The 21,144-nt window shown below is 53.9% G+C and carries 23 protein-coding genes, 1 other RNA gene and 4 pseudogenes; 15 read left to right on the top strand and 13 right to left on the bottom strand.

Annotated features, from left to right (window positions below; translation table 11 throughout):
* Positions 1-77: 77 nt before the first annotated feature.
* The 5 genes from FNU76_RS01815 (at position 78) to FNU76_RS01795 (ending at position 4,394) form a co-directional block, all read left to right on the top strand.
* Positions 78-1,400 carry a TRZ/ATZ family hydrolase gene (locus FNU76_RS01815; RefSeq protein ID WP_143856115.1) on the top strand — a complete coding sequence of 441 codons (1,323 nt, stop codon included), beginning with the start codon at positions 78-80 and terminating at the stop codon, positions 1,398-1,400.
* 40 nt (positions 1,401-1,440) lie between these two features.
* On the top strand, positions 1,441-2,166 hold the full coding sequence (gene ubiG, locus FNU76_RS01810; protein WP_143856114.1) for a bifunctional 2-polyprenyl-6-hydroxyphenol methylase/3-demethylubiquinol 3-O-methyltransferase UbiG: 726 nt from the start codon (positions 1,441-1,443) through the stop codon (positions 2,164-2,166).
* Positions 2,163-2,825: an HAD family hydrolase gene (locus FNU76_RS01805; RefSeq protein WP_143856113.1), complete on the top strand. Its 663-nt coding sequence runs from the start codon at positions 2,163-2,165 to the stop codon at positions 2,823-2,825. Before ubiG ends, FNU76_RS01805 begins: the two co-directional genes overlap by 4 nt.
* Before the next feature lie 31 nt (positions 2,826-2,856).
* Positions 2,857-3,219: a transfer-messenger RNA gene (gene ssrA, locus FNU76_RS01800) on the top strand.
* Positions 3,220-3,632: 413 nt separating this feature from the next.
* Positions 3,633-4,394, top strand: a complete 762-nt coding sequence (locus tag FNU76_RS01795) for a hypothetical protein (protein ID WP_143856112.1) — start codon at positions 3,633-3,635, stop codon at positions 4,392-4,394.
* A 370-nt stretch (positions 4,395-4,764) separates the two neighbouring features.
* Here FNU76_RS01795 and FNU76_RS01790 read toward each other — a convergent pair whose 3' ends face one another.
* Positions 4,765-5,463: an SOS response-associated peptidase family protein gene (locus FNU76_RS01790; RefSeq protein ID WP_223879188.1), complete on the bottom strand. Its 699-nt coding sequence runs from the start codon at positions 5,461-5,463 to the stop codon at positions 4,765-4,767.
* 129 nt (positions 5,464-5,592) lie between these two features.
* Between FNU76_RS01790 and FNU76_RS01785 the strand changes: the two genes are divergently transcribed.
* Together FNU76_RS01785 and FNU76_RS01780 are read left to right on the top strand one after the other, a co-directional pair.
* Positions 5,593-6,390: a hypothetical protein gene (locus FNU76_RS01785; RefSeq protein WP_143856111.1), complete on the top strand. Its 798-nt coding sequence runs from the start codon at positions 5,593-5,595 to the stop codon at positions 6,388-6,390.
* Positions 6,391-6,400: 10 nt separating this feature from the next.
* Positions 6,401-6,850 carry a zinc metalloprotease gene (locus FNU76_RS01780; RefSeq protein ID WP_143856110.1) on the top strand — a complete coding sequence of 150 codons (450 nt, stop codon included), beginning with the start codon at positions 6,401-6,403 and terminating at the stop codon, positions 6,848-6,850.
* Positions 6,851-6,857: 7 nt separating this feature from the next.
* On the opposite strand, the gene FNU76_RS01775 is transcribed toward FNU76_RS01780, so the two are convergent.
* Both FNU76_RS01775 and FNU76_RS01770 read right to left on the bottom strand, forming a co-directional pair.
* On the bottom strand, positions 6,858-7,937 hold the full coding sequence (locus FNU76_RS01775) for an IS630 family transposase (protein ID WP_144280546.1): 1,080 nt from the start codon (positions 7,935-7,937) through the stop codon (positions 6,858-6,860).
* Between the two features lie 357 nt (positions 7,938-8,294).
* Positions 8,295-8,654, bottom strand: coding sequence for a hypothetical protein (locus FNU76_RS01770; RefSeq protein ID WP_223879187.1), 360 nt, complete (start codon positions 8,652-8,654; stop codon positions 8,295-8,297).
* Between the two features lie 558 nt (positions 8,655-9,212).
* Between FNU76_RS01770 and FNU76_RS01765 the strand changes: the two genes are divergently transcribed.
* On the top strand, positions 9,213-10,079 hold the full coding sequence (locus FNU76_RS01765; protein WP_223879186.1) for a PEP-CTERM sorting domain-containing protein: 867 nt from the start codon (positions 9,213-9,215) through the stop codon (positions 10,077-10,079).
* A 195-nt stretch (positions 10,080-10,274) separates the two neighbouring features.
* Here FNU76_RS01765 and FNU76_RS01760 read toward each other — a convergent pair whose 3' ends face one another.
* The 7 genes from FNU76_RS01760 to FNU76_RS01725 all read right to left on the bottom strand — a co-directional run bounded on the left by FNU76_RS01760 (position 10,275) and on the right by FNU76_RS01725 (position 14,113).
* Positions 10,275-10,787, bottom strand: a complete 513-nt coding sequence (locus tag FNU76_RS01760; protein ID WP_143856109.1) for a hypothetical protein — start codon at positions 10,785-10,787, stop codon at positions 10,275-10,277.
* A 669-nt stretch (positions 10,788-11,456) separates the two neighbouring features.
* Positions 11,457-11,750, bottom strand: coding sequence for a hypothetical protein (locus FNU76_RS01750; RefSeq protein WP_143856107.1), 294 nt, complete (start codon positions 11,748-11,750; stop codon positions 11,457-11,459).
* Positions 11,750-11,968, bottom strand: coding sequence for a hypothetical protein (locus FNU76_RS01745; protein WP_143856106.1), 219 nt, complete (start codon positions 11,966-11,968; stop codon positions 11,750-11,752). Before FNU76_RS01745 ends, FNU76_RS01750 begins: the two co-directional genes overlap by 1 nt.
* Positions 11,965-12,405 carry a RusA family crossover junction endodeoxyribonuclease gene (locus FNU76_RS01740; RefSeq protein WP_143856105.1) on the bottom strand — a complete coding sequence of 147 codons (441 nt, stop codon included), beginning with the start codon at positions 12,403-12,405 and terminating at the stop codon, positions 11,965-11,967. Before FNU76_RS01740 ends, FNU76_RS01745 begins: the two co-directional genes overlap by 4 nt.
* A gap of 235 nt (positions 12,406-12,640) precedes the next feature.
* Positions 12,641-12,793 (bottom strand): hypothetical protein, encoded by a 153-nt coding sequence (locus FNU76_RS01735; RefSeq protein WP_179958308.1) that lies wholly within the window; start codon positions 12,791-12,793, stop codon positions 12,641-12,643.
* Between the two features lie 127 nt (positions 12,794-12,920).
* A complete protein-coding gene (locus tag FNU76_RS01730) occupies positions 12,921-13,325 on the bottom strand; it encodes a NinB/YbcN family protein (RefSeq protein WP_143856104.1) in 405 nt (134 codons plus the stop codon).
* Positions 13,322-14,113 (bottom strand): ATP-binding protein, encoded by a 792-nt coding sequence (locus tag FNU76_RS01725; protein ID WP_143856103.1) that lies wholly within the window; start codon positions 14,111-14,113, stop codon positions 13,322-13,324. Before FNU76_RS01725 ends, FNU76_RS01730 begins: the two co-directional genes overlap by 4 nt.
* 339 nt (positions 14,114-14,452) lie before the next feature.
* Between FNU76_RS01725 and FNU76_RS01720 the strand changes: the two genes are divergently transcribed.
* Together FNU76_RS01720 and FNU76_RS24285 are read left to right on the top strand one after the other, a co-directional pair.
* Positions 14,453-14,968: a hypothetical protein gene (locus tag FNU76_RS01720; protein ID WP_143856102.1), complete on the top strand. Its 516-nt coding sequence runs from the start codon at positions 14,453-14,455 to the stop codon at positions 14,966-14,968.
* 105 nt (positions 14,969-15,073) lie between these two features.
* Positions 15,074-15,411 (top strand): annotated as a pseudogene (locus FNU76_RS24285) (transposase); the annotation flags it as partial.
* 41 nt (positions 15,412-15,452) lie between these two features.
* Here FNU76_RS24285 and FNU76_RS24280 read toward each other — a convergent pair.
* Positions 15,453-15,566, bottom strand: a pseudogene (locus tag FNU76_RS24280) (IS1595 family transposase); the annotation flags it as partial.
* Here FNU76_RS24280 and tnpC point away from each other — a divergent pair.
* The 5 genes and pseudogenes from tnpC to FNU76_RS01690 all read left to right on the top strand — a co-directional run.
* Positions 15,558-16,151, top strand: a pseudogene (gene tnpC, locus FNU76_RS01710) (IS66 family transposase); the annotation flags it as partial. The pseudogenes FNU76_RS24280 and tnpC sit on opposite strands and share 9 nt — an antisense overlap.
* Positions 16,152-16,153: 2 nt before the next feature.
* Entirely contained in the window at positions 16,154-16,732 is a 579-nt protein-coding gene (locus FNU76_RS01705) for a plasmid pRiA4b ORF-3 family protein (protein WP_143856099.1), read from the top strand.
* Positions 16,733-17,686: 954 nt separating this feature from the next.
* Positions 17,687-18,154 (top strand): hypothetical protein, encoded by a 468-nt coding sequence (locus FNU76_RS01700; protein ID WP_143856098.1) that lies wholly within the window; start codon positions 17,687-17,689, stop codon positions 18,152-18,154.
* 240 nt (positions 18,155-18,394) lie between these two features.
* Positions 18,395-18,778: a hypothetical protein gene (locus FNU76_RS01695; protein ID WP_143856097.1), complete on the top strand. Its 384-nt coding sequence runs from the start codon at positions 18,395-18,397 to the stop codon at positions 18,776-18,778.
* Positions 18,779-19,080: 302 nt separating this feature from the next.
* Positions 19,081-19,572 (top strand): hypothetical protein, encoded by a 492-nt coding sequence (locus tag FNU76_RS01690; RefSeq protein ID WP_223879185.1) that lies wholly within the window; start codon positions 19,081-19,083, stop codon positions 19,570-19,572.
* Positions 19,573-19,920: 348 nt separating this feature from the next.
* Here the strand turns inward: FNU76_RS01690 and FNU76_RS01685 are convergent.
* Positions 19,921-20,511 (bottom strand): annotated as a pseudogene (locus FNU76_RS01685) (IS4 family transposase); the annotation flags it as partial.
* Positions 20,512-20,574: 63 nt separating this feature from the next.
* Positions 20,575-21,009 (bottom strand): transposase domain-containing protein, encoded by a 435-nt coding sequence (locus FNU76_RS01680; RefSeq protein ID WP_143856094.1) that lies wholly within the window; start codon positions 21,007-21,009, stop codon positions 20,575-20,577.
* Positions 21,010-21,144: the final 135 nt, after the last annotated feature.

Raw genomic sequence — 21,144 nt, 5'->3', positions numbered from 1 at the left:
ACTCGGCTGCTGGAGTGGGGGGAAGTTCCACGCCGCGCCTGTTAGAATCACGCATTGTCGAATCAGGCTTTCACTCAATGTCCGCACTTATCTGTCTGCATCCCCGTTGGCTTATCCCTGTCGAACCACGTGGCACTGTTCTGGAAAACCATGCCTTGGTTATCGAAGGCGAGCGCATCGTTGCCATTCTGCCTAGCGAATCAGCCCGGCTACAATTCCCGGCTGCGGAACAGCTAGCCTTGCCGGAACATGCCCTGCTGCCTGGCCTGATCAATCTCCACGCCCACTCGGCCATGAGCCTTTTGCGTGGCCTGGCCGACGATCTGGCGCTGATGGAATGGTTGAATGAGCATATCTGGCCAGCCGAGAAGCAGCATGTCTCGGATGAATTCGTCTACGACGGCACCCTGCACGCCATGGCGGAGATGCTGCGGGGCGGCACCACCACCGTCAACGATATGTATTTCTATCATGAGGCGGTCGCCCGAGCCGGCATCGCGTCCGGCATGCGTACCGTCGTAGGTTGTTCCATCCTGGAGTTTCCCACCGCCTATGGCCTGCATGCCGACGACTATCTGAGCAAGGCATTGACCGCACGCGAGGCTTTCCGTGGCGAGTCCCTGGTCGACTTCATGCTGGCACCGCATGCGCCATACACGGTATCCGACCAGACCTTCGGCAAGATCGTGACCTTGGCGGATCAATTCGACATGGGCATTCACTGCCATATCCACGAGACCCGCGACGAGATCGACGGAAGTCTCAAGCAATACGGTGTACGCCCGCTGGAACGGCTGCGTGCGCTGGGGCTGCTGAGCCCCCGCCTGATCGCAGCCCATATGGTTTATGCCGACGATGGCGAAATCGCGCTGCTGGCGGAACACGGGGTACATATCGCGCACAATCCGGCCAGCAACCTGAAATTGGCCTCGGGCTTTGCCCGCGTGACCGCCATGCAGCAAGCCGGGATCAATGTCGGCATCGGGACCGATGGCGCGGCCAGCAATAACCGGCTCGACCTGCTGGGCGACCTGCGCTTGGCCGCGCTGCTTGCCAAGGCCGAATCGGCGAACCCAACCGCGCTGAACGCGGCAGCGGCGCTCGAAACCGCTACCCTTGCTGGCGCACGTGCGTTGGGTCAGGCCAATCGCATCGGCAGCCTGGTGGTGGGTAAGCAGGCGGACGTGATAGCCATTGACCTGTCGGCCTTGGAAACTCAGCCACTATTCGACCCTATTTCGCAAATCGTCTACGCTGCCGGGCGCGAGCAGGTCAGTCATGTCTGGGTAGCCGGCCGTTGCCTGCTGCGCCAAGGCGAGCTGACCACCCTGGACCAGGACCAGCTGAAGGCCAAAGCCCGTTGGTGGCAGTCGCGCATCAAGGCCGTACCGGTTGTTTGAACGCGGCCGCCGCTCCCGAACCGATCATCGATTGACTGAAATGACCATGACCCCGGAACTCTCCCAAGCCAATGTCGACCCGGCCGAATTGGCCAAATTCGCCGAACTGGCCCACAAATGGTGGGACAAGGACAGCGAGTTCAAACCGCTGCACGATATCAATCCATTGCGCTTGGGTTTTATCGACCGCCATGCGGGGCTGGCCGGCAAGGTGGTGCTGGATGTTGGATGTGGCGGCGGTATTCTGGCCGAAGCCATGGCGCAGTCCGGGGCCACGGTCACCGGACTGGACCTGGCCGAAAAGTCCTTGCAGGTGGCACGTCTGCATGGCCTGGAATCGGGCGTGAAAGTCGAATACCGCTGCCAGGCGGTGGAAGAGTTGGCGCAAGCCATGCCTGCCGCCTTTGATGTGGTGACCTGCATGGAAATGCTGGAGCACGTGCCGGAGCCGGCCAGTGTGGTCGCGGCGGTCAGCCGCCTGGTCAAGCCAGGTGGCTGGGTCTTCTTTTCCACCATCTCGCGCAATCCCAAGGCTTATGTGCAAGCGGTATTGGGGGCGGAATACCTGCTGGGTTTGCTACCACGCGGCACGCACGAGTATTCCCGCTTCATCAAGCCCTCCGAGCTTGCACGCATGGCGCGCGGAAACGGCCTGGATGCGGTCGAGCTAAAGGGTATGAGCTACGATCTGATCGCCAAATCCTTTCATCTGAATGACGATGCCAGCGTCAACTATCTGCTGGCTTGTCGAAAGATCGCAGCGTGATCCGCGCCATCCTGTTCGACCTCGACGGTACGCTGGCCGATACCGCCCTTGACTTGGGCGGCGCACTCAACCGTCTGCTGGCCGAGGAGGGCCGCCCACCGGTTCCGTATGAACGGGTCCGCCCCATCGCCAGCCATGGCGCACGCGGCTTGGTGGAGCTGGGCTTTGGCCTTGGGCGAGAGGCCGCCGGCTTCGACGCCTTGCGGCTGCGCTTTCTCGATCATTACGAGCACTGTTTTTGCGAGCAGACCACACTGTTCGACGAGATCAATCCGCTGCTGGAAGCACTGGTCAAGCAAGGCCTGGACTGGGGCATCATCACCAACAAGCCGATGCGATTTACCGACCGGCTGATCCCCACCTTGGGCTTCAGCGTACCGCCATCGGTCGTGGTGTCCGGCGATACCGTCGGCATCGCCAAGCCCGATCCACGTCCCATGCGCCACGCGTGCGACATACTGGGCCTGCCTACCGAATCCTGCTGGTATGTGGGCGATGCCGAGCGCGACATCATGGCCGGCAAGGCGGTAGGGATGACCACTGTCTTGGCCGACTACGGCTACATCGCCGATCATGACCAGCCGGATAGCTGGGGTGCCGACCTACGCATCGCTACGCCAATGGAATTACTGGCCCATCTGTCCAGGCTACGGGTATAATGAATTTCTTCATCTGTACTGTATGACCCACGGGGACGACATGGTTTCGACGGGGGTGGCAAAGCGGATGGGGGCATGCCGGGATCTCAGACCCCCGTTAAACACTGAATCGATTTAGTCGCAAACGACGAAAACTACGCACTAGCCGCTTAATCCCGGTTGGTCGCTGCTCTGATCTGCTCATGGGTCAGGCCGGGTAAAACCGGCAGCAGCGTTATTTACATGAGATCGCTGTTCGGCGGGCTACTTGTCGGGCAGTTAAATTTAGGTGGCTCGCGGTTGTAAAGCCTGTCGGTCGGCGTTGCACCCGTTAAAACCAAATGGCTAGACTAAGCATGTAGATCCCTCTGTGGAGTGCTTTCGGACGCGGGTTCAATTCCCGCCGTCTCCACCAATAAATCCTTAAAAATCAATAGGTTAGATTTTTGAGAGTGGCATTTTTGTGACTGTTTTAGCCCTGTTTTGCCTGGGTTATGCCAGCATTTATGCCAGCATTTTTGGAGCCCTGACCTCGGTCGGGGCTTCTTCATTTCCGGGATGATTGCCAGGTGCGGGCTCTCTACGTGGCATGCGTTATGGCCTAGCATATCGACATGAGGCCGCCCGAGAACTTGATGCCGACCTAAAGATAGGTCAACCGCCTTCCCCTTGTGACTGCACCAGTGCCACACCTTGGGACAGTTGAACGGGGGGGCTGTAAAAATTAGCAGTCGATGCCTTCGCAACAGACTGCGTCAGGTAAGTTGGCTTGTGCGGCAACTCGTGTTAGCTTCGAGGCATCTTCCCTTGCACCGATCACTAGCAAATATGAATGCCGCCGAGCGACTTATCTACTTCTATGACCGGCTCGTTAGTAACAAACAAAATGATCGCCTTCTGGAAAAGTGGGCAATTGTTTTTGACCTCAGTGCGAGCGATCCAAATCTTGAAGATGACGTAACTGCCCGGCTTATGTCGCTGCGTCAGCAAATTGATTTCACCAGGTCTCGCTTAGATGAGCATGGCATTCCTGTGGAGCTTACAAACCCGGGCTTTGAGCGACTGAAACAAGTGGCATCTCCCGGGAAGTTACATTCATCTTGGAATGATCATAAAGGCAATATCGAGGCACCAGAATGCAGGAAGGTGTTCGAATGGGCTGCATGGGCACTAAAAGAAGAAAATGAAGCAGATTTACCTGCGGAAGAATTGAAGGCCCTCCGAATGGAGCTGGAGTCATTGCAAAGTGCTTTGCACGATACAGTAATGACTCGTGAACTACGAGAGTTTATTCAGCAACAAATTACTGCGATTCGCCATGCCCTTTTAGATTACGAGATTAAAGGTACGCAGGCGCTTACAGATGCCCTACATAAGGTCGTGGGTGCATATTCAGTCGAACGGGTAAAGGTGGAGCGTGAGTATGAGAACGCAGATGCTTCCACAAAAAATATACTCAACAGAGTGTTCGATTTTTTGCGTAATACAGCAGAAGCTTGCGACAATCTAGACAAGATTGCGAGTTTCGGAGAAAAAGCCGCCACCATTGCCAGCACGTTATCACCATTGCTTCTGCGGGTCTTTCCTTAGTGCAGATTGATTAGAAATTTCCAGACTCATACCAAAATTTCCTATTTAATACTCTTCAATCGGCGACACCTCCCTATATGATTAATGGGACATTTCCGGTGCAGCCTTTTACCGCTCGGAAGTTGAAAACTTGTCACGCACGCCCTTTGAGCCGGGCAGTTACAGGTTCGATTCCTGTCGGAGGCGCCATCTCCAAGCCGCTCCAAGCCGCCACAAACCATGCATAATCAACGATTTATCGAAAGTTATTGCGTGACCTGGCGGCTTAGGAAGGCTTCAAATGGCTTGTGTATTCACACGCTAGTCACACGTGAAATCGGCCTTTCGGCCGTACGTCCTAAAAGCCCGCCCGACGCTAGACGCAACCGCACTACTGGTCTGCTCCTACGATCTCGATCCGTCCAACAGGCACAAGTGTCTTCGGCGAATCGATGGGAATGACCTGCAACTCCGCCCTTACCATGGGCTGCTGCATTAGAGACTGAAAAATTTCGGGATGCTTCCATGCTGGGTCCAGCCACGCATCAAAGTCGGCCGGCTGTGAGATAAGCGGGAGACTCTTGTCGTGAATGTGCATCAGATCAGGATGCGGTGGGCACGTAATGATGGTGAAGACCGGGACAACTTCGTCGCCAAATGCATACACCTGATACAAGCCACCCAAGGCCAGCGCCCCTGCTGCGGGCTTCAGTTCGTAGCACTGCTTGCCAACCCATTCATGCCAGCCGCTTGCTGGAATAATGGCGCGCTGGGAGCTGTACAGCCTGCGCCATAGCTTACTGGTGCCCAGCCGGTCACTTCGAGCGTTGAACGTCTTGAAATCGGGGTGAGGCCGATAGCCGCTGCCATCTGGCTTGGGCTGAACTGATGCCGACCACATGCCATCTAGAAGTAGGCGCTGTCCGTCTCGCTCCACAACAAACTGTCCTTGCCCACCAGGGCAAATGTTCGTCCTCGTGCCAGGGTAAAGCTTGATACCCAGCGTTGAACAGAGTTCACGCACATGAGGATTGTCGATGACGTTGTAGCGGCCGCACATCTTAAGAAGGATAGAAGATGCTTCGACCAATTACAGTGTGTCAGCCCCCGCTCGAAGTTTACTGGTCTAGCTACTACCGAAGCTTGTTAAAGAAATCTCGCATAAAATAAGCAAATACTTAGATAGTGGTGATTTCCCTAATGCGCGGCAGCAGGTATCATGCTCCGCGCATTTCTCTTTAGAATTGAGGAAGTGCAAAGCTGGATCACTCATAAAATGAAACAGGAGAGAAAAGTGTCACCATTAAACAAAAGCAAAGTTGTTAATCCGCTCATAGTTCGTTTTATGAAAGCGAATGCAATGATATTGCTATCAGCTTCGTCTGCGCTTCTCCACGCCAGCTCTACCCCTTCCAGCAACGACTCGATAGATTACTTAAATAGCAACGGTGATACTCCGAAGACAATTCCCACGCTCGCCGAGCGAGTCTCTTGTTCCAAAAATGTCATTTACGCAGAAATGTTAGAGGTGATTGAACCTATTGACAAGCAAAAACAAGGCGCCGCCGACGATTACTCTCCATCAGAACCAGAAATAGTCTATGCCCGTTTTAAAGTATTAGAGGCACTACGCGCAGATGCAATTAAATCAGGTGATGAAGTCACTCTGAAAATACCATATTCGGCACTGCGCTATGCAGAGCGGGGACTCCCCAGAAGTGGTGGATTCCCAACGTATGAAAAAATCATGTCGCCATTTAAGGCTATTTACGAAAAAAAACAGGTTTATTTCCTAGGTGACAAACAAGCTGACGGCTGGATTTCTGAACCCAATGGCACCAAACAAAAATTCAAATACTTTGAATTTAGCGTACCCTTTTGGTATGGCACCCTTCCAATCAAGCAAAAAAGCGAAATTGTAAACGAGTTGGCGAAGCAAGATAACGCCGGTCAAAAGAGAGACTGCAAGCAATATCTCGGCCGTCTGAATAAAGAAATTAAGCTTTTTGCACTCTAGGATAGTTGTCATGCCTCCATTCCATGAATTCAACCATTTCGAGCCCAATTATCAGCCGGGCGCCGTCATAAAATACAGCTTTATGAGCAGTCTGCCATTTGAGTATCGCTACAATGGGGAGCCATATGAGCGTGCACAATTTGCACCATTTACAGCTCAGCAAATCGCTGCCACCAATGAGCTGCTCACTACCATTTCAAAGTACATAAACGTTACATTTGTTCAGACAAGTGGTAGCGATGCGGACATCCGACTAGGAACATCTGTACTGAAGTTGGTGCCAGGAGTTCCTGACTCGGCTGTAGGTGTTATGGACACAGTGAACGATTCCCTCGGCTTTCACCATCAAAATATTTTGATTGAGCCCACGCTTTCTGGTTACCCGTGGAGTGCAAATCAACAATTTTGGTATAAAGCGGTCATTCACGAAGTTTTGCACGCTCTAGTGTGGTGTACCTGAAATAGCATTAATTAATAACTTTGCCTGCACGAGCAATGGCCTCAAGGATTGAATCTGCGCTTTTGCGCCATACAAAGGGCTTCGGGTTGGTGTTGTGGATGTCCAAGTAGTGGCGGATTGACTGCTCTAGATCGGCGACGCTGCTGTGGGCACTACGCTTGATCCACTTCTCACTGATTTGTGAGAAAAAACGCTCCACAAGGTTGAGCCAGGAGGCCGAAGTTGGCGTGAAGTGCAGATGGTAGCGTGGCCTGCTGGCGAACCAGGCACGCACCTTCTCCGTCTTGTGCGTCCCGTAATTGTCCATGATCAGGTGGATATCCAGGTCTGCCGGTACGCTTGCGTCGATGGTATTGAGGAACTGCAGAAATTCGACGCTCCGGTGGCGACGTTTGAGTTGGCCAATGACCTTGCCAGTGGCCACATCCAGAGCTGCGAACAGCGAAGTCGTCCCGTGCCGCTTGTAATCGTGTGTCCGGGTTTCTGCTTTGCCGAACGTAAGCGGAAGTGAAGGCTGCGTTCTATCCAGTGCCTGAATCTGGCTCTTCTCATCCACGCAGAGCACCAAGGCACGATCCGGCGGGGCGAGGTACAAGCCCACCACATCGCGGACCTTATCGACAAAATTCGGATCGGTGGAAAACTTGAACGTCTCCAGCCGATGGGGCTTGAGCCCGAACGCGTGCCAAATGCGCTGCACTGTGGACGCCGACACGCCTGTTGCCTTGCTCATCGTGCGCACGCTCCAGTGCGTCGCGTCAGTAGGCTTACTGTTCCGGACACGATCAATCACCGCCTGAACGTGTTCGTCTAGCACCGTGCGAGGCCGCCCCGACCTCGGTGCATCGGTCAGCCCTGCCAGACCATACGACTCGTACCGACGACGCCACCTTGAGACGGTCTGCGCAGTGGTATCCAGCCGCTTCGCGATCTCTTTGCCTCCTTCGCCGTCAGCACAACTGAGCACAATCTGAATTCGTAGCTTCTCATCGGCCGGCGCCTTGCGCAGCGCCAAACGTGCATTCAGCTCTCTGCGCTGCTCTTCGGATAGTTCCAGCTTCTTGATCGGGCGGCCCGTTCTGGTCATCGTCATAGTCTCCATGAGCTATTGAACTACGACAATTATACCAAATATTTAATTAATTCTACTTTTGAGACACCACACTAGCGTTGAAGTTTTTTATTGGCTGCTCCAACTACTCATGCCAGGGCAGCCGGGCATACGAACCGGCTCGCACCCCATGTACTCCACCCACCGCGCAGCGATCACATCGACATTGCGCGGCACCCAGGGAATCACTCCCCCGCGAATCCCACATACCGACCATAGCTGTAACCCGAAGGATCGACAATCAGCGTGCGGCGCCCTGGTGCGTTGACAGCCTTGCGTTGCCTATCGGCATTCATACCACCTGCGACTGTGCAGCGAGTCGCTGAACGTTTCCTATCTACCTTCGTTACCACTGCGACGACCATCTAGCCAGCGACGAAGCTCCTGACCCTGTAATTTGCGTAACGCTTCCGGCATCGTCATCAGTGATTTATCCCACCCTTCCAAATCCATCACGCAATCAAGGCATTCCTGCAATCTTGCGTGCGCCTCCTCGGTCGCATTCGCGATCAGGTGGTGGGTCTCACGTAAGGGGGCATCGTCACGGCTCAGGCACATTTGCTCGTAAGCGTTCACTTCACGCAATGCCAGCATCAGCCTGGCGACTTGTGCCGGGCAGGCGCACTGATAAATCATGGCTTGGTCGATGATGTGTTCAAGCTGCTGGTCACCATACTTTGCTCGCAGATCCATTGCACGCTCCTCCTCGATGACTTGTTATAGCGTATGCGTACAACGGAGCCGCTCCATGCTGTTGGGCGGCGGGGCTTGATCACCCGCGCAACGACTACACGACGTTGCGCGGAACCCCTGGATCACTCCACCGCGAATCCCACATACCTGCCATAGTTGTAGCCCGAAGCATCAAAAAATTGCTTGTGCCGACCTGGCTTCACGCCTGGTTGGGCTAACGAATTCGGATATCATCGCCGAAGCCGAACGCATAGTCGAAGAGACAGGCCGGATGCTGGCCGTCTTCACGAAGACCGGTAAGCAATTGTCAGTACAACAGGCACACCTGGAGACGGACCGCATGGCAACAACGAATGAAGATGCGGAAATCGGGGGAGTTTGGTCTATTTCACTGGATAGATGGCGAAGAACGATCGCATACCTGCAGCATCCCGCGCTAGACGATCGCACGAAGTGGCTTGACGGGAGGCGTGGCAACAATTCCATTGAAATTTGAATTGCAACTAATGGATAATCTTGAAATAGCCATCTTGTCTTATCAGGGAAAACCCCATAAAAATGCATTTCGTTAAATCCGCCATTTCGCTGACGGCCGGCTGCGTGCTGTCCATGTCCTTGACTTATGCCCATGCTGCCAGCGTTACCGCCAGCACCATTTACGAACCAATGGTAGCAAATACCAGCTCACTTTACCCAGTCAATCTCGCCCGCACGGATCCGCAAGCCGCTGTGATTTCGTGGCTAACCGATATGCCTACGCCTGATCCTACCTTTGTATGGGGGGACCACGTACGGCAATATGCGAACGTAAACGCGAATGGCGTGAGCAACTCAGCAATGGTCATATTCGATGGCGGTTTTGCCCAAAATTTGATCAGTTGGCAGGATACATTCAGTAATCAATCCGGGAATAGCTTGAACTACAAGCTGAACGTGGAATTGGCGCCTATGTCTTTCCGTATGGCCAGCTTCAGTCCTATGAATGCTAGAACCGGTTTCGTGGCCGATGTGCTTGTCAACGGCGTGTCAGTTTGGCATTCGGCACAGACGTTCGCACGACAAGGCCAAAGTAACAGTAGCAGCAGCGAAGGTTTTGATATGGGTGATGCCACTGAGTTTGGTGACCTCGCCACCCAAGTTAGTTATGAGCATTCGGGCTATCGCGGCCTGGTTGATCTCGGCACATTTGCCGCGGGCCAAACCGCAACCGTAACCTACCGGTTCAGTCAGTTTACCTACTTGGACAAGCGGAGGGACTGTACAATTTTTTGTGCCGAAGTTTTCGCGGCGGCAGAAAAAACCGGGGTGAACCAGCAACGCATCATTTCCGCACCCGTGCCCGAACCGGAAAGCTACGCCATGCTGCTGGGCGGCCTGGGCCTGATCGGCGCCATCGCCCGTCGTCGCAAGGCTGCCGCGAAGTAAGCTGTAATTTGTGCGTAGAAGTGGTCGGCATCGTGTTACAGCACGGCGCCGGCCGCCTCTTCTCATACCCCGAAAACGGAAACGAAAAAGCCCGCGCAGCGTGAACTGAGCGGGCCTAGACGCAAATTCCTTCGGAAAGTAGCAAAACTATACCTTTTTTGTACGAATCAGCAAAGCAAAAGGATTCATTTCCCACTAAAAATTACGAGCAAATCCACTTCTTGAATCCTTTTTCCTCCAGCTTGGCCTAACCACCGGTACCGATCTTCTCCCAACCCGCTCTTCTAGCTTCTCTTCCGCTTTCTGCCGGCGCTCTTGCTTTCTTAGTTCAAAATCAAAGTCATCCATATCCAATTTTCGGGTATTACTCATTGCCACAGTAGTCGCAACAATGGTCGTGACTACAGCCCAAGTGGATTTCTCACTGAACAATCCCAAAAGTGCCGTATAGCTACTTCCAGAAAAGAACGGCGCCAAACCAAAAATAGCCGCGACTTCGTTGGCGAATATCGATATTGAACCCGCCGCCAAACATAAGACCATAAAGCGGCCAACGCGGAGTACAGACAGTAATACACCCCCATAAAGAGCCCTAAAAAATTTTGGGACGTCATATTGGAAGAAAAATACAACTCGCCCTCGCCACTCAGGGAATAACAAAAAAAACACCAAGAGCCCCAGCCAAATTAAGCAACCGATTATTTTCATAGTTCCTCCTTGGGAGCATTGTTCCTAGTTGCAATTCCCCGTTGCCTCGTCCTCAATGGTCTCGCCACAAAACTCACAGGCATCTCCTAGACTTGGGTCATATTCCCACATATTTACAATGCATGAGCTTTCGCGATTAGCCGTTACATGGGAAGCGCACTTATCACAAACTGGCACGCTAGGATATTGCTCACCGGCTCTGTCCGATGACATATCCCCGTATATCATACACGTCTTCATGACTACCCCTTTAAAGAAGCATCAGTTATTAAAATAGGGATTACAAACTCCTGAGCCCCAATATAGTTGCCAGCTGGGTGAAAGGTAGTGTAGTTCACCCCCTCTGTCAACACCCTCCTAGCTCGCGACTAATTTTAATACCCTGTGGTTTTCTGGAAGCCTGCCATAGTGGTGACTAGGAATATTCCGAAGATGTTTATAACGTCGCTTATTATTCCGTTTACTATATCGTTTACTATATCGTTTACTATATCGTTTATTACGGCGTTTATTACGGCGTTTATGAGGTGCTTTTAATTGCGCAATTAACGCAAGCGCGCAACAATGCGATTAATACCCATGGACAATTACGTGAATAAGGTTGCTTCTTTACGTTGCACTCGTGTTTAAGTTGACCCTCCGCATTTCCTGCGCAAGGCCAACTCACTGTCACACCGTTGCTGCCTCCTCAGCCACATAGCGGGCCACGATGGCGCAGCGCTCTGCCCACGGCAGATGATCGTCCACCATCTGGCGAATCATGGCGCATTGGGCGCGGACTTCAATGCGGTCAAGGCCACTGAAGTCCACCGATGAATTCGTCGCGCCGGGTTCCTCCCAAATGCCAAGTTCCATCATGATGCGGCGCAGTGCCTTGGTCATGGCGCTTTCGGCGCCAATCTCGTAAGCCTGGATGGTGTAGGCGCAATGCAGTGCTTGCGGCACGCTCTTAAAAATTGCCATTAGCGGGCCTCCTTGGTGCGTTGTCCATAAAGTTGGGTGGCGATGTTCGCCAGGTGCAGGCGGTCCCAGTCGTCCGGAATATCATCCAGTCGCACAATGACGATGCCTTGCTGGTGCCACACGGCTGCGCGTAGTTGCTTTAGTTCGGCATCGCCGGCCGGGCCGGTCGTAGCGTGCTTAGCCAGGCTGCTGCGGATAGAGTTGTGGGGGATCTTCATGCGGCCCCCACTTCCAGCGTCTGGATGGACACAACCACACCGGGCAGCTCGCCGTAACGCTTCTGCTTGCGGACTTCAACCACCTGCACGTCATCGCACCAGGCCACGCCGTTTAGCCCGTCAAAGATCGCCTTCTCGACATTGTCGATATCTGGCTTGGTGGTCGGCAGCACACGACCAGCGAGGGCTTGCTCGCAGCGACGCTTGGGCCAGGAACCCGGTACCGAGACGGTAATGCGCATGGTCACGGCGACGGCTCCTTCTATGGGTATAACGCCATCCATTGCCTGTGCAGCGCTATGGGCGACCAAGCCCTCATAGGCGACGGTCTTTTCCGGCGTCTTGATGCCGGCCTTGGTGCCCCAGCGCACAATGCGCCCGCGCCCCTTGCCTTGCGGCTCGCCGGGCACGGTAAAACTCAGTGTCTTTAGTTCCATATTGCTTTCTGTTGTTATCGGGTTCATGTCCATTGCGGCCCTATCTTCGGGAGGCTGGCCGCATAGCCCTTATCGTTGAATGCGCCGCACCGGGCTGCCCAGGCGGTGGGGTTGGATGGGCCAGTGAGCACGCCAGGCAGATAAGGCGTGCCATCCACCTTTCTAACCCGGCCCTGCAGTACCGCCCCACAGTTGGCGAACACGGACAGGTGCGCGCAACGTCGGCAATCCGGCTTCATGCCAGCGCCTTACACCAGGCAGCGGAGCGTTCACGGGCCACGTCGAACATGGCGCACGCTTCATCGGCTGCCAAGCCGCCGGCATCCAGTTCGTGGTGGCAGCCATGGCAGAGGAAAGCGCCAGCTGTATCTGTGGCTTTGATACCCATCCCCTTGCCATCGCGCTGGCGGTTACTGTGCGCCCATACCGTGGTGCCATCGTTGCGACCTCAATAGGCGCAGGGCATGCCCCTGGCAGCCCGGCGAATCGATTTCGAGCGTACATAGCGCGTCTTGTCAGCGGTAGCCATACCAAGCCCCCGCAGGAATGGCACAACCCAGTTCGGTTGCGGCCCAGGCTTCGACGCGTGTCATGTACTCGCCGAATGTCTGGATATTCAGCGTGGTGGTGCTTTTCGGCACGGTGAACGACTGCCCGGCCACGACCACCTCGACCGCACCCAGGAAGCGCAACTTGAGCATTTCGTGCAGGTACTGGGGATCGTTGCCGGTGTCGTCAGCAATCACGTTTACCAGCAGCCAGTAGCGGCGGTTCTGCCCTATGCTGCGGTGCTGGCGATAGGGGCGAACGATCACCTCCAGCAGATTGCCATCCCTGGATAGCCCCTTGATGGCTTCCCAGCACCGCTGCTTGATCGTCGAATTGCGCAGCAGAAAGGCCTGTTCGTAAAAATCTCTCATGCCAGCGTCCCCCGTCCACCCGCCCAGTCAAACGGCACCACTTCGCCGCCGTCTTCGCGCAAGCGATCAAATAGGCGTGGCCCAATGGCGTTCTGTACGCCCGCCACATCCAGATTGCTCAGCAGGATGGTCGCCTTGCGTTGCTCGTAGCGGCCGTTCAAGACGTCGAATAGCGCGCGCGCTTCCGAGTCGGTACTGGATTGCACCCCCACCTCGTCCAGGATCAGCAGCGAGGGGTAGGTGAAGAGTGCAATGGCTTCGCTTTGGCGCATCTCCGAGTCAAAACGCTTCGCTTCCGGAATGCGCATGATCATGGACGATACGGTGGTGAACATTGCCGAGCGCTGGTAACGCGCCATGATGCGCATGGCGATACCGCAGGCAAGGTGGTTCTTGTCGGTACCGGTTTGCCCCACGAAGACCGCGCAACGACCCGAGTGCTTACCAGCAAACTCTTCCGCATAGGCTTCAGCGAAGGCACGCGCCCGTCGCTGGCCCTCGTGGGTGACGTGGTAGTTCCCGATCTTTCGGTCATGAAAGTGCTCGTGAATGCCCGACGAGCCTAGTTGGCGCTGCCAACGCAGTTGCGCTTCGCGCTCGGCTTCCTGGCGTTCACGGGCTTCCTTGGCCGCATTGGCTTCCGCCGTGCAGGTCGGGCATGTTCCGAACTTGCTGCCGATGTGGCACCTGGCCAGAAACTGGCCGTGCTGCGGGCAGTGGTCCACACACTCCAATGGTGGCTCATGGATCTGCAGCAGGTGGGCAAGGGTCGATTTCGTCGCCAGCATCACAGCAGCCCTCCTTGGCCGTAGTTCGTCGGGAGTTGGTTGATACGGGCCGTAGCGGGTGCAGCGCTAGACGCGGCAGGACGCAACCAGCTGGCCTCGAAGCTCTGCCAGCCATCGCCGCCTTGGCGAACTCGGCTTAAGCTGCTGACCACCCGGAAAGTCGGGCGCTGTCATTGATGGATTTTTTCCCTGTTTGATCGACTATTATTACTTTGAAAAACGAAAATTACAGCGGGCAACTGGGAAAAATCCGCCTATCCATTTAAATGGACTATCCAAATCTTTGTCTTAAGCTGCTGCGCAACACTGGATGCCACCACTTCAACGTTGAGGCTCGCCATGAAACTTACTCATTTGCCGCTTTTCGCATTTGTCCTTATTGGCATCACGGCTTCGGGCCAAGCAAAGAAAGAGCCGGACGTTTGGTTGCAGGCGCTCCGTTCGATCAACTACGCCGCCACTGTCAAGGCAGGCTTTGTGCCCGGTTGCAAAGGCGGCAGTGCATTGTCTTTAAGTAAGTATTACAGGCTGGTGTGTCCGAAACTTTATTCTATTCCCAACGAAATTATTGAATCCGCAGCACTGCCTTATCTTAAGCGTCATGTATCGAAAGATATTGCACTTCAAGCCATAGCGGCCTGGACGTCGAGAGAAGGTATTTTACTCTCGCAGAAGATGGTCTTAGTGATTGAATCCGGCCAAAAAGATCTATTGACCTTTGATGACCTCAGGATGTTGGACGATCGAAATAGGTCGGAACACGGTAGAGCGTTTGGGGCCTTCGCAGACGACAAGGAAGGCTCTGCTGCAGTTGTTACTGCAATGTCCCTCTATGTGCCCAAGCACTCCCGTTGAGTGCGTATCTTTTAGCAAGTGAAGCATACTTTTATTTATTGTGCTGACCTTTCCCCATCCAGGTCTACCAGGAATTAGTTAGCATGAAGGGCAAAGGAGCCCCTCATGAGGAAGTCCCGATTCACTGAAGCGCAGATCATTGCCATCCTGAAAGAAGCAGAAGCTGGTGTTACGGCGGCAGAGCTCTGCCGCAAACACGGCATCTCGGATGCGACGTTCTACAACTGGCGGAACAAGTTCGGCGGCATGGATGTGTCCGAAGCCAAGCGACTCAAACAGCTTTAGGATGAGAATGCCCGGCTCAAGCGCCTGGTCGCCAACCAGGCGCTGGATATCGACATGCTCAAGGAAGTGCTAGGAAAAAACTGATTCGGCCCGCAGCAAGGTGTGCCGCAGCCAGGCAGTTGATTGAGCGGCATGGCATCTCCGAGCGGCGGGCCTGTGCGTCCGCGTGGGCATGGCTTCGCGACGACGATTCAATTAGCAGACGCGGCACGATGGATTTCAGACCAGCGCGTCGATTGAAGCGGTACTGTGCTTTGGCAAGATAGCGCGCTGCGTACTTGGAGAACTTGAACGCATGATGGGTGCCGGCCACATTCACGAGGCTGCCTGCTGGGCGCACGTCCGCCGCAAGTTCTATGAAATTCATGTGGCACAAGCCAGCCCGATCGTCGCCGAAGCCCTGTCACGTATTGCCGCACTGTACGAGGTTGAGAGCCGGATTCGAGGCCAGCCGCCGGGTAGTAGGCGGCAGACCCGACAACAACATGCTCTGCCGATCGTCAATGACCTGCATGACTGGCTGTATCAGACGCTGATCCAGGTATCGAGCAAGTCCGAACTGGCGGGTGGGATCCGCTACGCCCTGGCTCGTTGGACAGCGCTGTCGCGCTATCTCGCCGATGGCGAGCTTGAGATCGACAATAATGCGGCGGAACGTGCCTTGCCTGCGGTAGCGTTGGGGCGAAAAAATTACCTATTTCCCGGCTCGAACGCTGGTGGCGAAAGCGCGGCAGCGATGTACAGCCTGATTGGCATGGCCAAATTGAATGGGCTCGATCCGATGGCTTATTTGCGCGATATCCTGGCGTGTATCACCGACCATCCCGTCAATCAGATCGACAAGCTACTGCCGTGGCACTGGGCCCAACAAGAACAGCGCACACGATTGGCTGCCTGACGATGACCGCAAAGATCTATACCCTCGCGCCGCGAGCAACCCAAATGCTATTTCTGCATGTTGAACTCGACGATGTCGAGCCCAAGGTATGGCGCGAAGTAGCGGTGCCCGAGACGGTGACCTTACCCAAACTGCACATGATCTTGCAGTATGCGATGGGATGGTGTGGCTGCCATATGCACGAATTCCAGTTCGTGGACGAATCCTACGGCACGCCTGACCCGGACTGGGGTGGCGCCGTCCTCGCCGAAAGTCGTGTGACGCTGAAACGGGCGCTAGGCAGGACCAAGAACTTCACCCACTTGCATGACTTCGGGGACGGATGGACCCATTCGATGCGAGTCCGCAGGGCTGTTCCACGCGATCCAGCCTTGACGCAGGCCATCTGCTTGGGCGGTGAGAATGCGTGTCCGCCAGAGGACGTCGGCGGCCCGTGGGGCTATGGCGAACTCCTTGAAATCATCGCCGACCCAGCACATGAAGAGCATGACGCAATGCTGGAATGGTGTGGAGGTTCGTTCGATGCAAAGCGCTTCGACACTGCCGCTGTTGATCGGCTGCTGGCAGAGATCAAGGTCTGATTCGTCAAGCGGGTGCTGGGCGTACGCTTACCAACCGATCCGAAACACGGGAAAATATAGGCTGTTTGCTTCCACTTATTACATAACTCAGGATGGAAATCTCGTGAGAGCTCTTTCCGTGTTAAGTCAGTGACGAGCCGAAGCGGAGGGATTGAAGATGAATTCATTAATTGACAGACAGGCGCCAATAGATCTAGAGGTAGCCAACGCTTTGATAATGGCAACTCCGGAATCATGGCGTTCTGCTGAGATGCTCGTGGAGCGCGAGGAGAGCCAGGGACGGGAAAAAATGGCGATCTCTATTTCAAGCCCTGAGGGTCATAGAGAGATTGTAGGGCCAACCGATGAAATATATTCCTGCCTATATAGGCTTTCTGACTTATTTCGAGAGTACCAAAAAGTTTGGAGCCGTGCTTTGTACTCAGTTAGCCTGCGGGAGGATGGAAGCTGGAAATATACGGTTAAATTTGAGTACTGAGCAGCAAGAGCTAACAAATTGGCCCCTTGAGCCCTATTCGGCGTTCATAACAGCGCCCCTACTACCATTACCCTCAGAATATTGCGAGGAAAAGGGGTAATTCGAGTCGGGAAACACGGGTTCAGGCCTCAATAATTTTTGGTTAAATTGTCTTTGATCTATACTGCGCCGTCTTCCAGCAGGGAGCGGCGATGGCACGAACCAAAGATGTTTCAACTACATGAGATGTTTTATATCCCGAAGCGACGTCACAGTTTCAGCTATGGGTTGTCGCCGGTAGGGTACAAACGGCAGTATTTAAAGAGGCTCGTATGTGTCTAGGAAAACCGGAGCGATTCAAGTGGTGCCAATTCTAATTGGATTCCTGGTGGGCATATGGTCTACACTGAAGGCTGATTAGGATTACCAGAAATGTCGACAAATCCGATACCCCCCCCAACCATTGATCCACTAATTTCGATGCCGAGGAAGTAAAAGTGAAAGAAGAATTAAAAAATTTTATTATAGACGGCCGCCTAAGCAGAGTAATTAGAGGGGAGGAGTTTATATTTAAAACATCTTTTGAAACTAATGCGAAAATGCAACCAACCGATCATAATGAATTTTTGGCGAAAGGCATTTACCCCCTTTGCAACGAACTAGGTAATGACAATATACGGCATTGCTTAGAAACCGGCCTAATGGATGCAGCTTCAGATGCTTTAGGTGTTTACTGTGCGGTTCAATGTTATTACATTCAGATAATATCAGAGAGGGAAAAGGAATCTCCTTTCAATATAGACCGTCTTGTGTTACCACGCTTTCTTGGCGAGCAGTTCAAGAAATATGAAAAGGAGCTACTTTTCGTAAGACTTAACAATTACGATCCTCCAGACGCACCATTGCGCTTGACATCCGCCGCAATGAATGCGCTGCAAAGAGATGCAGGTATATACTTTACGTAAACGCATAAGTTTTCCGAGCTAAAATTCATGGCTTAAGGAGTGCCATATCGAAATCCGCTATCTTACAACTCGCAAACAGGCTTCGGACAAATTCCGCCATGTGCTTACGAGATGGCTCCTTCCCAGCCATATGGACTTTCCATGACTTCTCTGATTGGCTATTGAAAAATGCATTCTGAAATCTCGCACCTTGAAAATGGGAAGCGAAGACTGCTAGATGTCGATTGGAGCTATGTCGGCATGGCCGACGGAGATGAATACGCTCGATTGATGACCAGCTATTTGCATGGTGTTGCATCCATAAGCCGCGCGGAGGGACTTGGCCTGTCCTCACCATTTTTCTTAGCGAAAGATGTGCTAGGGTTTGGGGCTAATATTGAAAAAACTGTACAGATGCTTCGTGCAAAACGTGGTCGCCTGGAGAATGTATACAACATGGCCATTTGTATTAATTATTTGGTCTGGTGTCATGCACTTGATTCGAATATGCGCCTAGCAACTGAGCATCCAAATATATTTGAACCGCTGGTGAAAATTCTTGAAGCGGGCGGGAGTATCGGTATACATAAGGGTGAGGTTGTTGTGGATAGCTTTGCAATCCCCATGAGTGATTGGAAAGGATAAATTTCCTTTCGTAAACTCCCGGGTTAACCGCTCGACGTAGCATGCCCCAGCAATAAACAGCATGTTTATGCTTACGGAGAGACTAACGAAAAATTAAGCTCTAAAAGCAATTAAGGGGGCGGCAAAGTTTGATTAGTAAAATTCGTGATCGCAAGCCAAGCTTATTTCTCCGGGAGAAATTTGGCTATAGCGGTCAATCATCCGCAATGTTCTTAAATAAAGTGAAGGCGGCCTTATAGCTTGCTGCAGGAAACAAATCAGCTTCCATCTCCATCTACAAATACGAACATTAGGGTGCTACAATGAATCCATCAGCATCTCAAGTACTAAAGCAAATTAACTCCGGGGCACTATCAGCCGTTCTTCGAGGAGATAGCTGCGTGTACTCTACGCCAGCACATATCAACGATGACATGCTTCCGACAGATCATTGCGAATTACTGAAACATGCTCTATACCCATTGGCTCATGAATATGGCATTACCTACATTCAAGACAAATTTGAAAAAGCACTGCAGGACATGTGCACAGACGCGCTCGGCGTCTTCTGTGCACATCAATGCTTTTATATAGAAATGATAAATGAGCGTGAAAACTCTTCTCCATTTAAATTTGAATTAGATTGGCTACCAAAATATTTAGCGACAAGCTTCTTAAGAGAAGCTTCCGCATTGCACGCTTTGGAGATACGTTCAGGCGATCTACTCAATAACCGGTCGTACAAGGTGGTTTTGTCCGGGATGCGGATCCTAGCTAGCGACTATGGTATTGATTGGCAAGTGACTCTTCCCTAGGTGGTGAAGGTGAATATCCAAGGGTCAGGTCGCAATACTGTTTGGTTAGGTCTATTTCGGCCTATCCGTAGCCAGTACCTGTATCGACCAATCCCCCTTCTGCCTTCGCGGGTAGTGATGATCGTGCGGTGCGTATGGCGAATTGCGTCGCTTCACCTGCCTCGGCGCTCGCTGCCCCACACTGCGCACGGCCCGCAAGCGCGCCCCCGCCGCCAGCCATTCACAAAGCCAGCGCTTTCCTCCCGCCAGCACTGGGGGGAAAGGCCCCGGACTGCGGCTGGGTTCGCCTCAATAACTGCACATGCCCCATAAACGAGAGTTGTTCATGCCGGGTTTGATGTTCGCTCGCTACCTGGTGCATCGCCAGCGCACCGCATAGTGCGCCAGTACCCAGCCGTAGAACTCCTGCTTTACCAGCTCGGGTGTCTTGGAGCGTAGCGTACGGCGTCCTTGCTGTAGATGCGTATTCAATTCATCGAACACCGCTTCAATCTGCCAGCGCGCGTGATAGCACGCAGCCAATTCTGCCGCTGGTGCCGCATCAGCCGATAGCAACGTCGTCATCAAGCGGTAGCGGGTTGCCTCACCGCTGAGCTTGGGCAAGCTGTACTCGATCACCCGCATCGAGATGCCGCCCACCCCTTGTCGGCGGGACTTGTCGTCCGGGTAGATCATGCTCAGGTAAGATCCGTCCGGCAAGGCCGAGACGACGGGCAGGCGGCGATTGTGGGCACAACGCCAGAGCAGGTCGGCGCCGGTGGCTTGGGCAGCCTGCCAGTGCGAGTAGCCATTGAAGCCCCTATCGGCTAGGCACAGCATGCCGGGCTGCAGGCTTGCCAGCATTGGCTGGCAGATATCCCACTCGGCGCTGCGATAGGGGCCGAGATGGGCGGCAAAGATGGCATGGGTGCCGCATTCGACCAGCACTGCGCACTGTGCCTGGGAAAGCCGGCCTGGCCGGTACGACTGCCGGGATAACCAAACACGGCTGCATTCTCGACCTCATCGGGTAGATCGATATTGCTGCCGTCGATGGCGACCAGCCGTAATGCACGAAAGAAGGCGTGGGAATGCTGTATAGGGTCGGCCAACGGGCGTCATCAGTGCCTGTAGGGGTGCAGCACCGAGCTTGCTGCGCAGCTCACTGATGGAGGACTTGTTGACCTGCGGTGGTTCGGGCCGGGCTTCGGCCCAGGCTAAGCCTTGGGCCACGACCGAGAACACAGCTTCGTAGCTGGCTTCGGGATAGAGGCTGAGAGCCATGCAGTAGTAGACCCCAGCCAGCGCGGGAAAGCGGCGGACCCGCTGGCTGTTGCGACCATGCTGGTCGAGGATCTGATTGATCTGGGCGGCAGGATAGACCCGTGCCAGAAGGCTGGTGCTGAGATGATCGCTAAGCCGTGCTCCGCGACCGAGGACTGCCTTGGTTCGCGCCATCGCCGCTCCCTGCAGGAAGATGGCGCAGTATAGATCAAAGGCAGTTAACCAAACAGTATTGAGACCTGACCCCACGACCCCGCTACGGCGCTTTCAACCGCCTGCTGGAAAGCGTCGATGAAGCCGGCCTGAGCA

It is taken from the genome of Chitinimonas arctica (assembly GCF_007431345.1).
Classification (GTDB): Bacteria; Pseudomonadota; Gammaproteobacteria; order Burkholderiales; family Chitinimonadaceae; genus Chitinimonas; species Chitinimonas arctica.
Note: the sequence above shows the minus strand (reverse complement) of the source record. Positions and strands in the feature narration are given on the sequence as shown.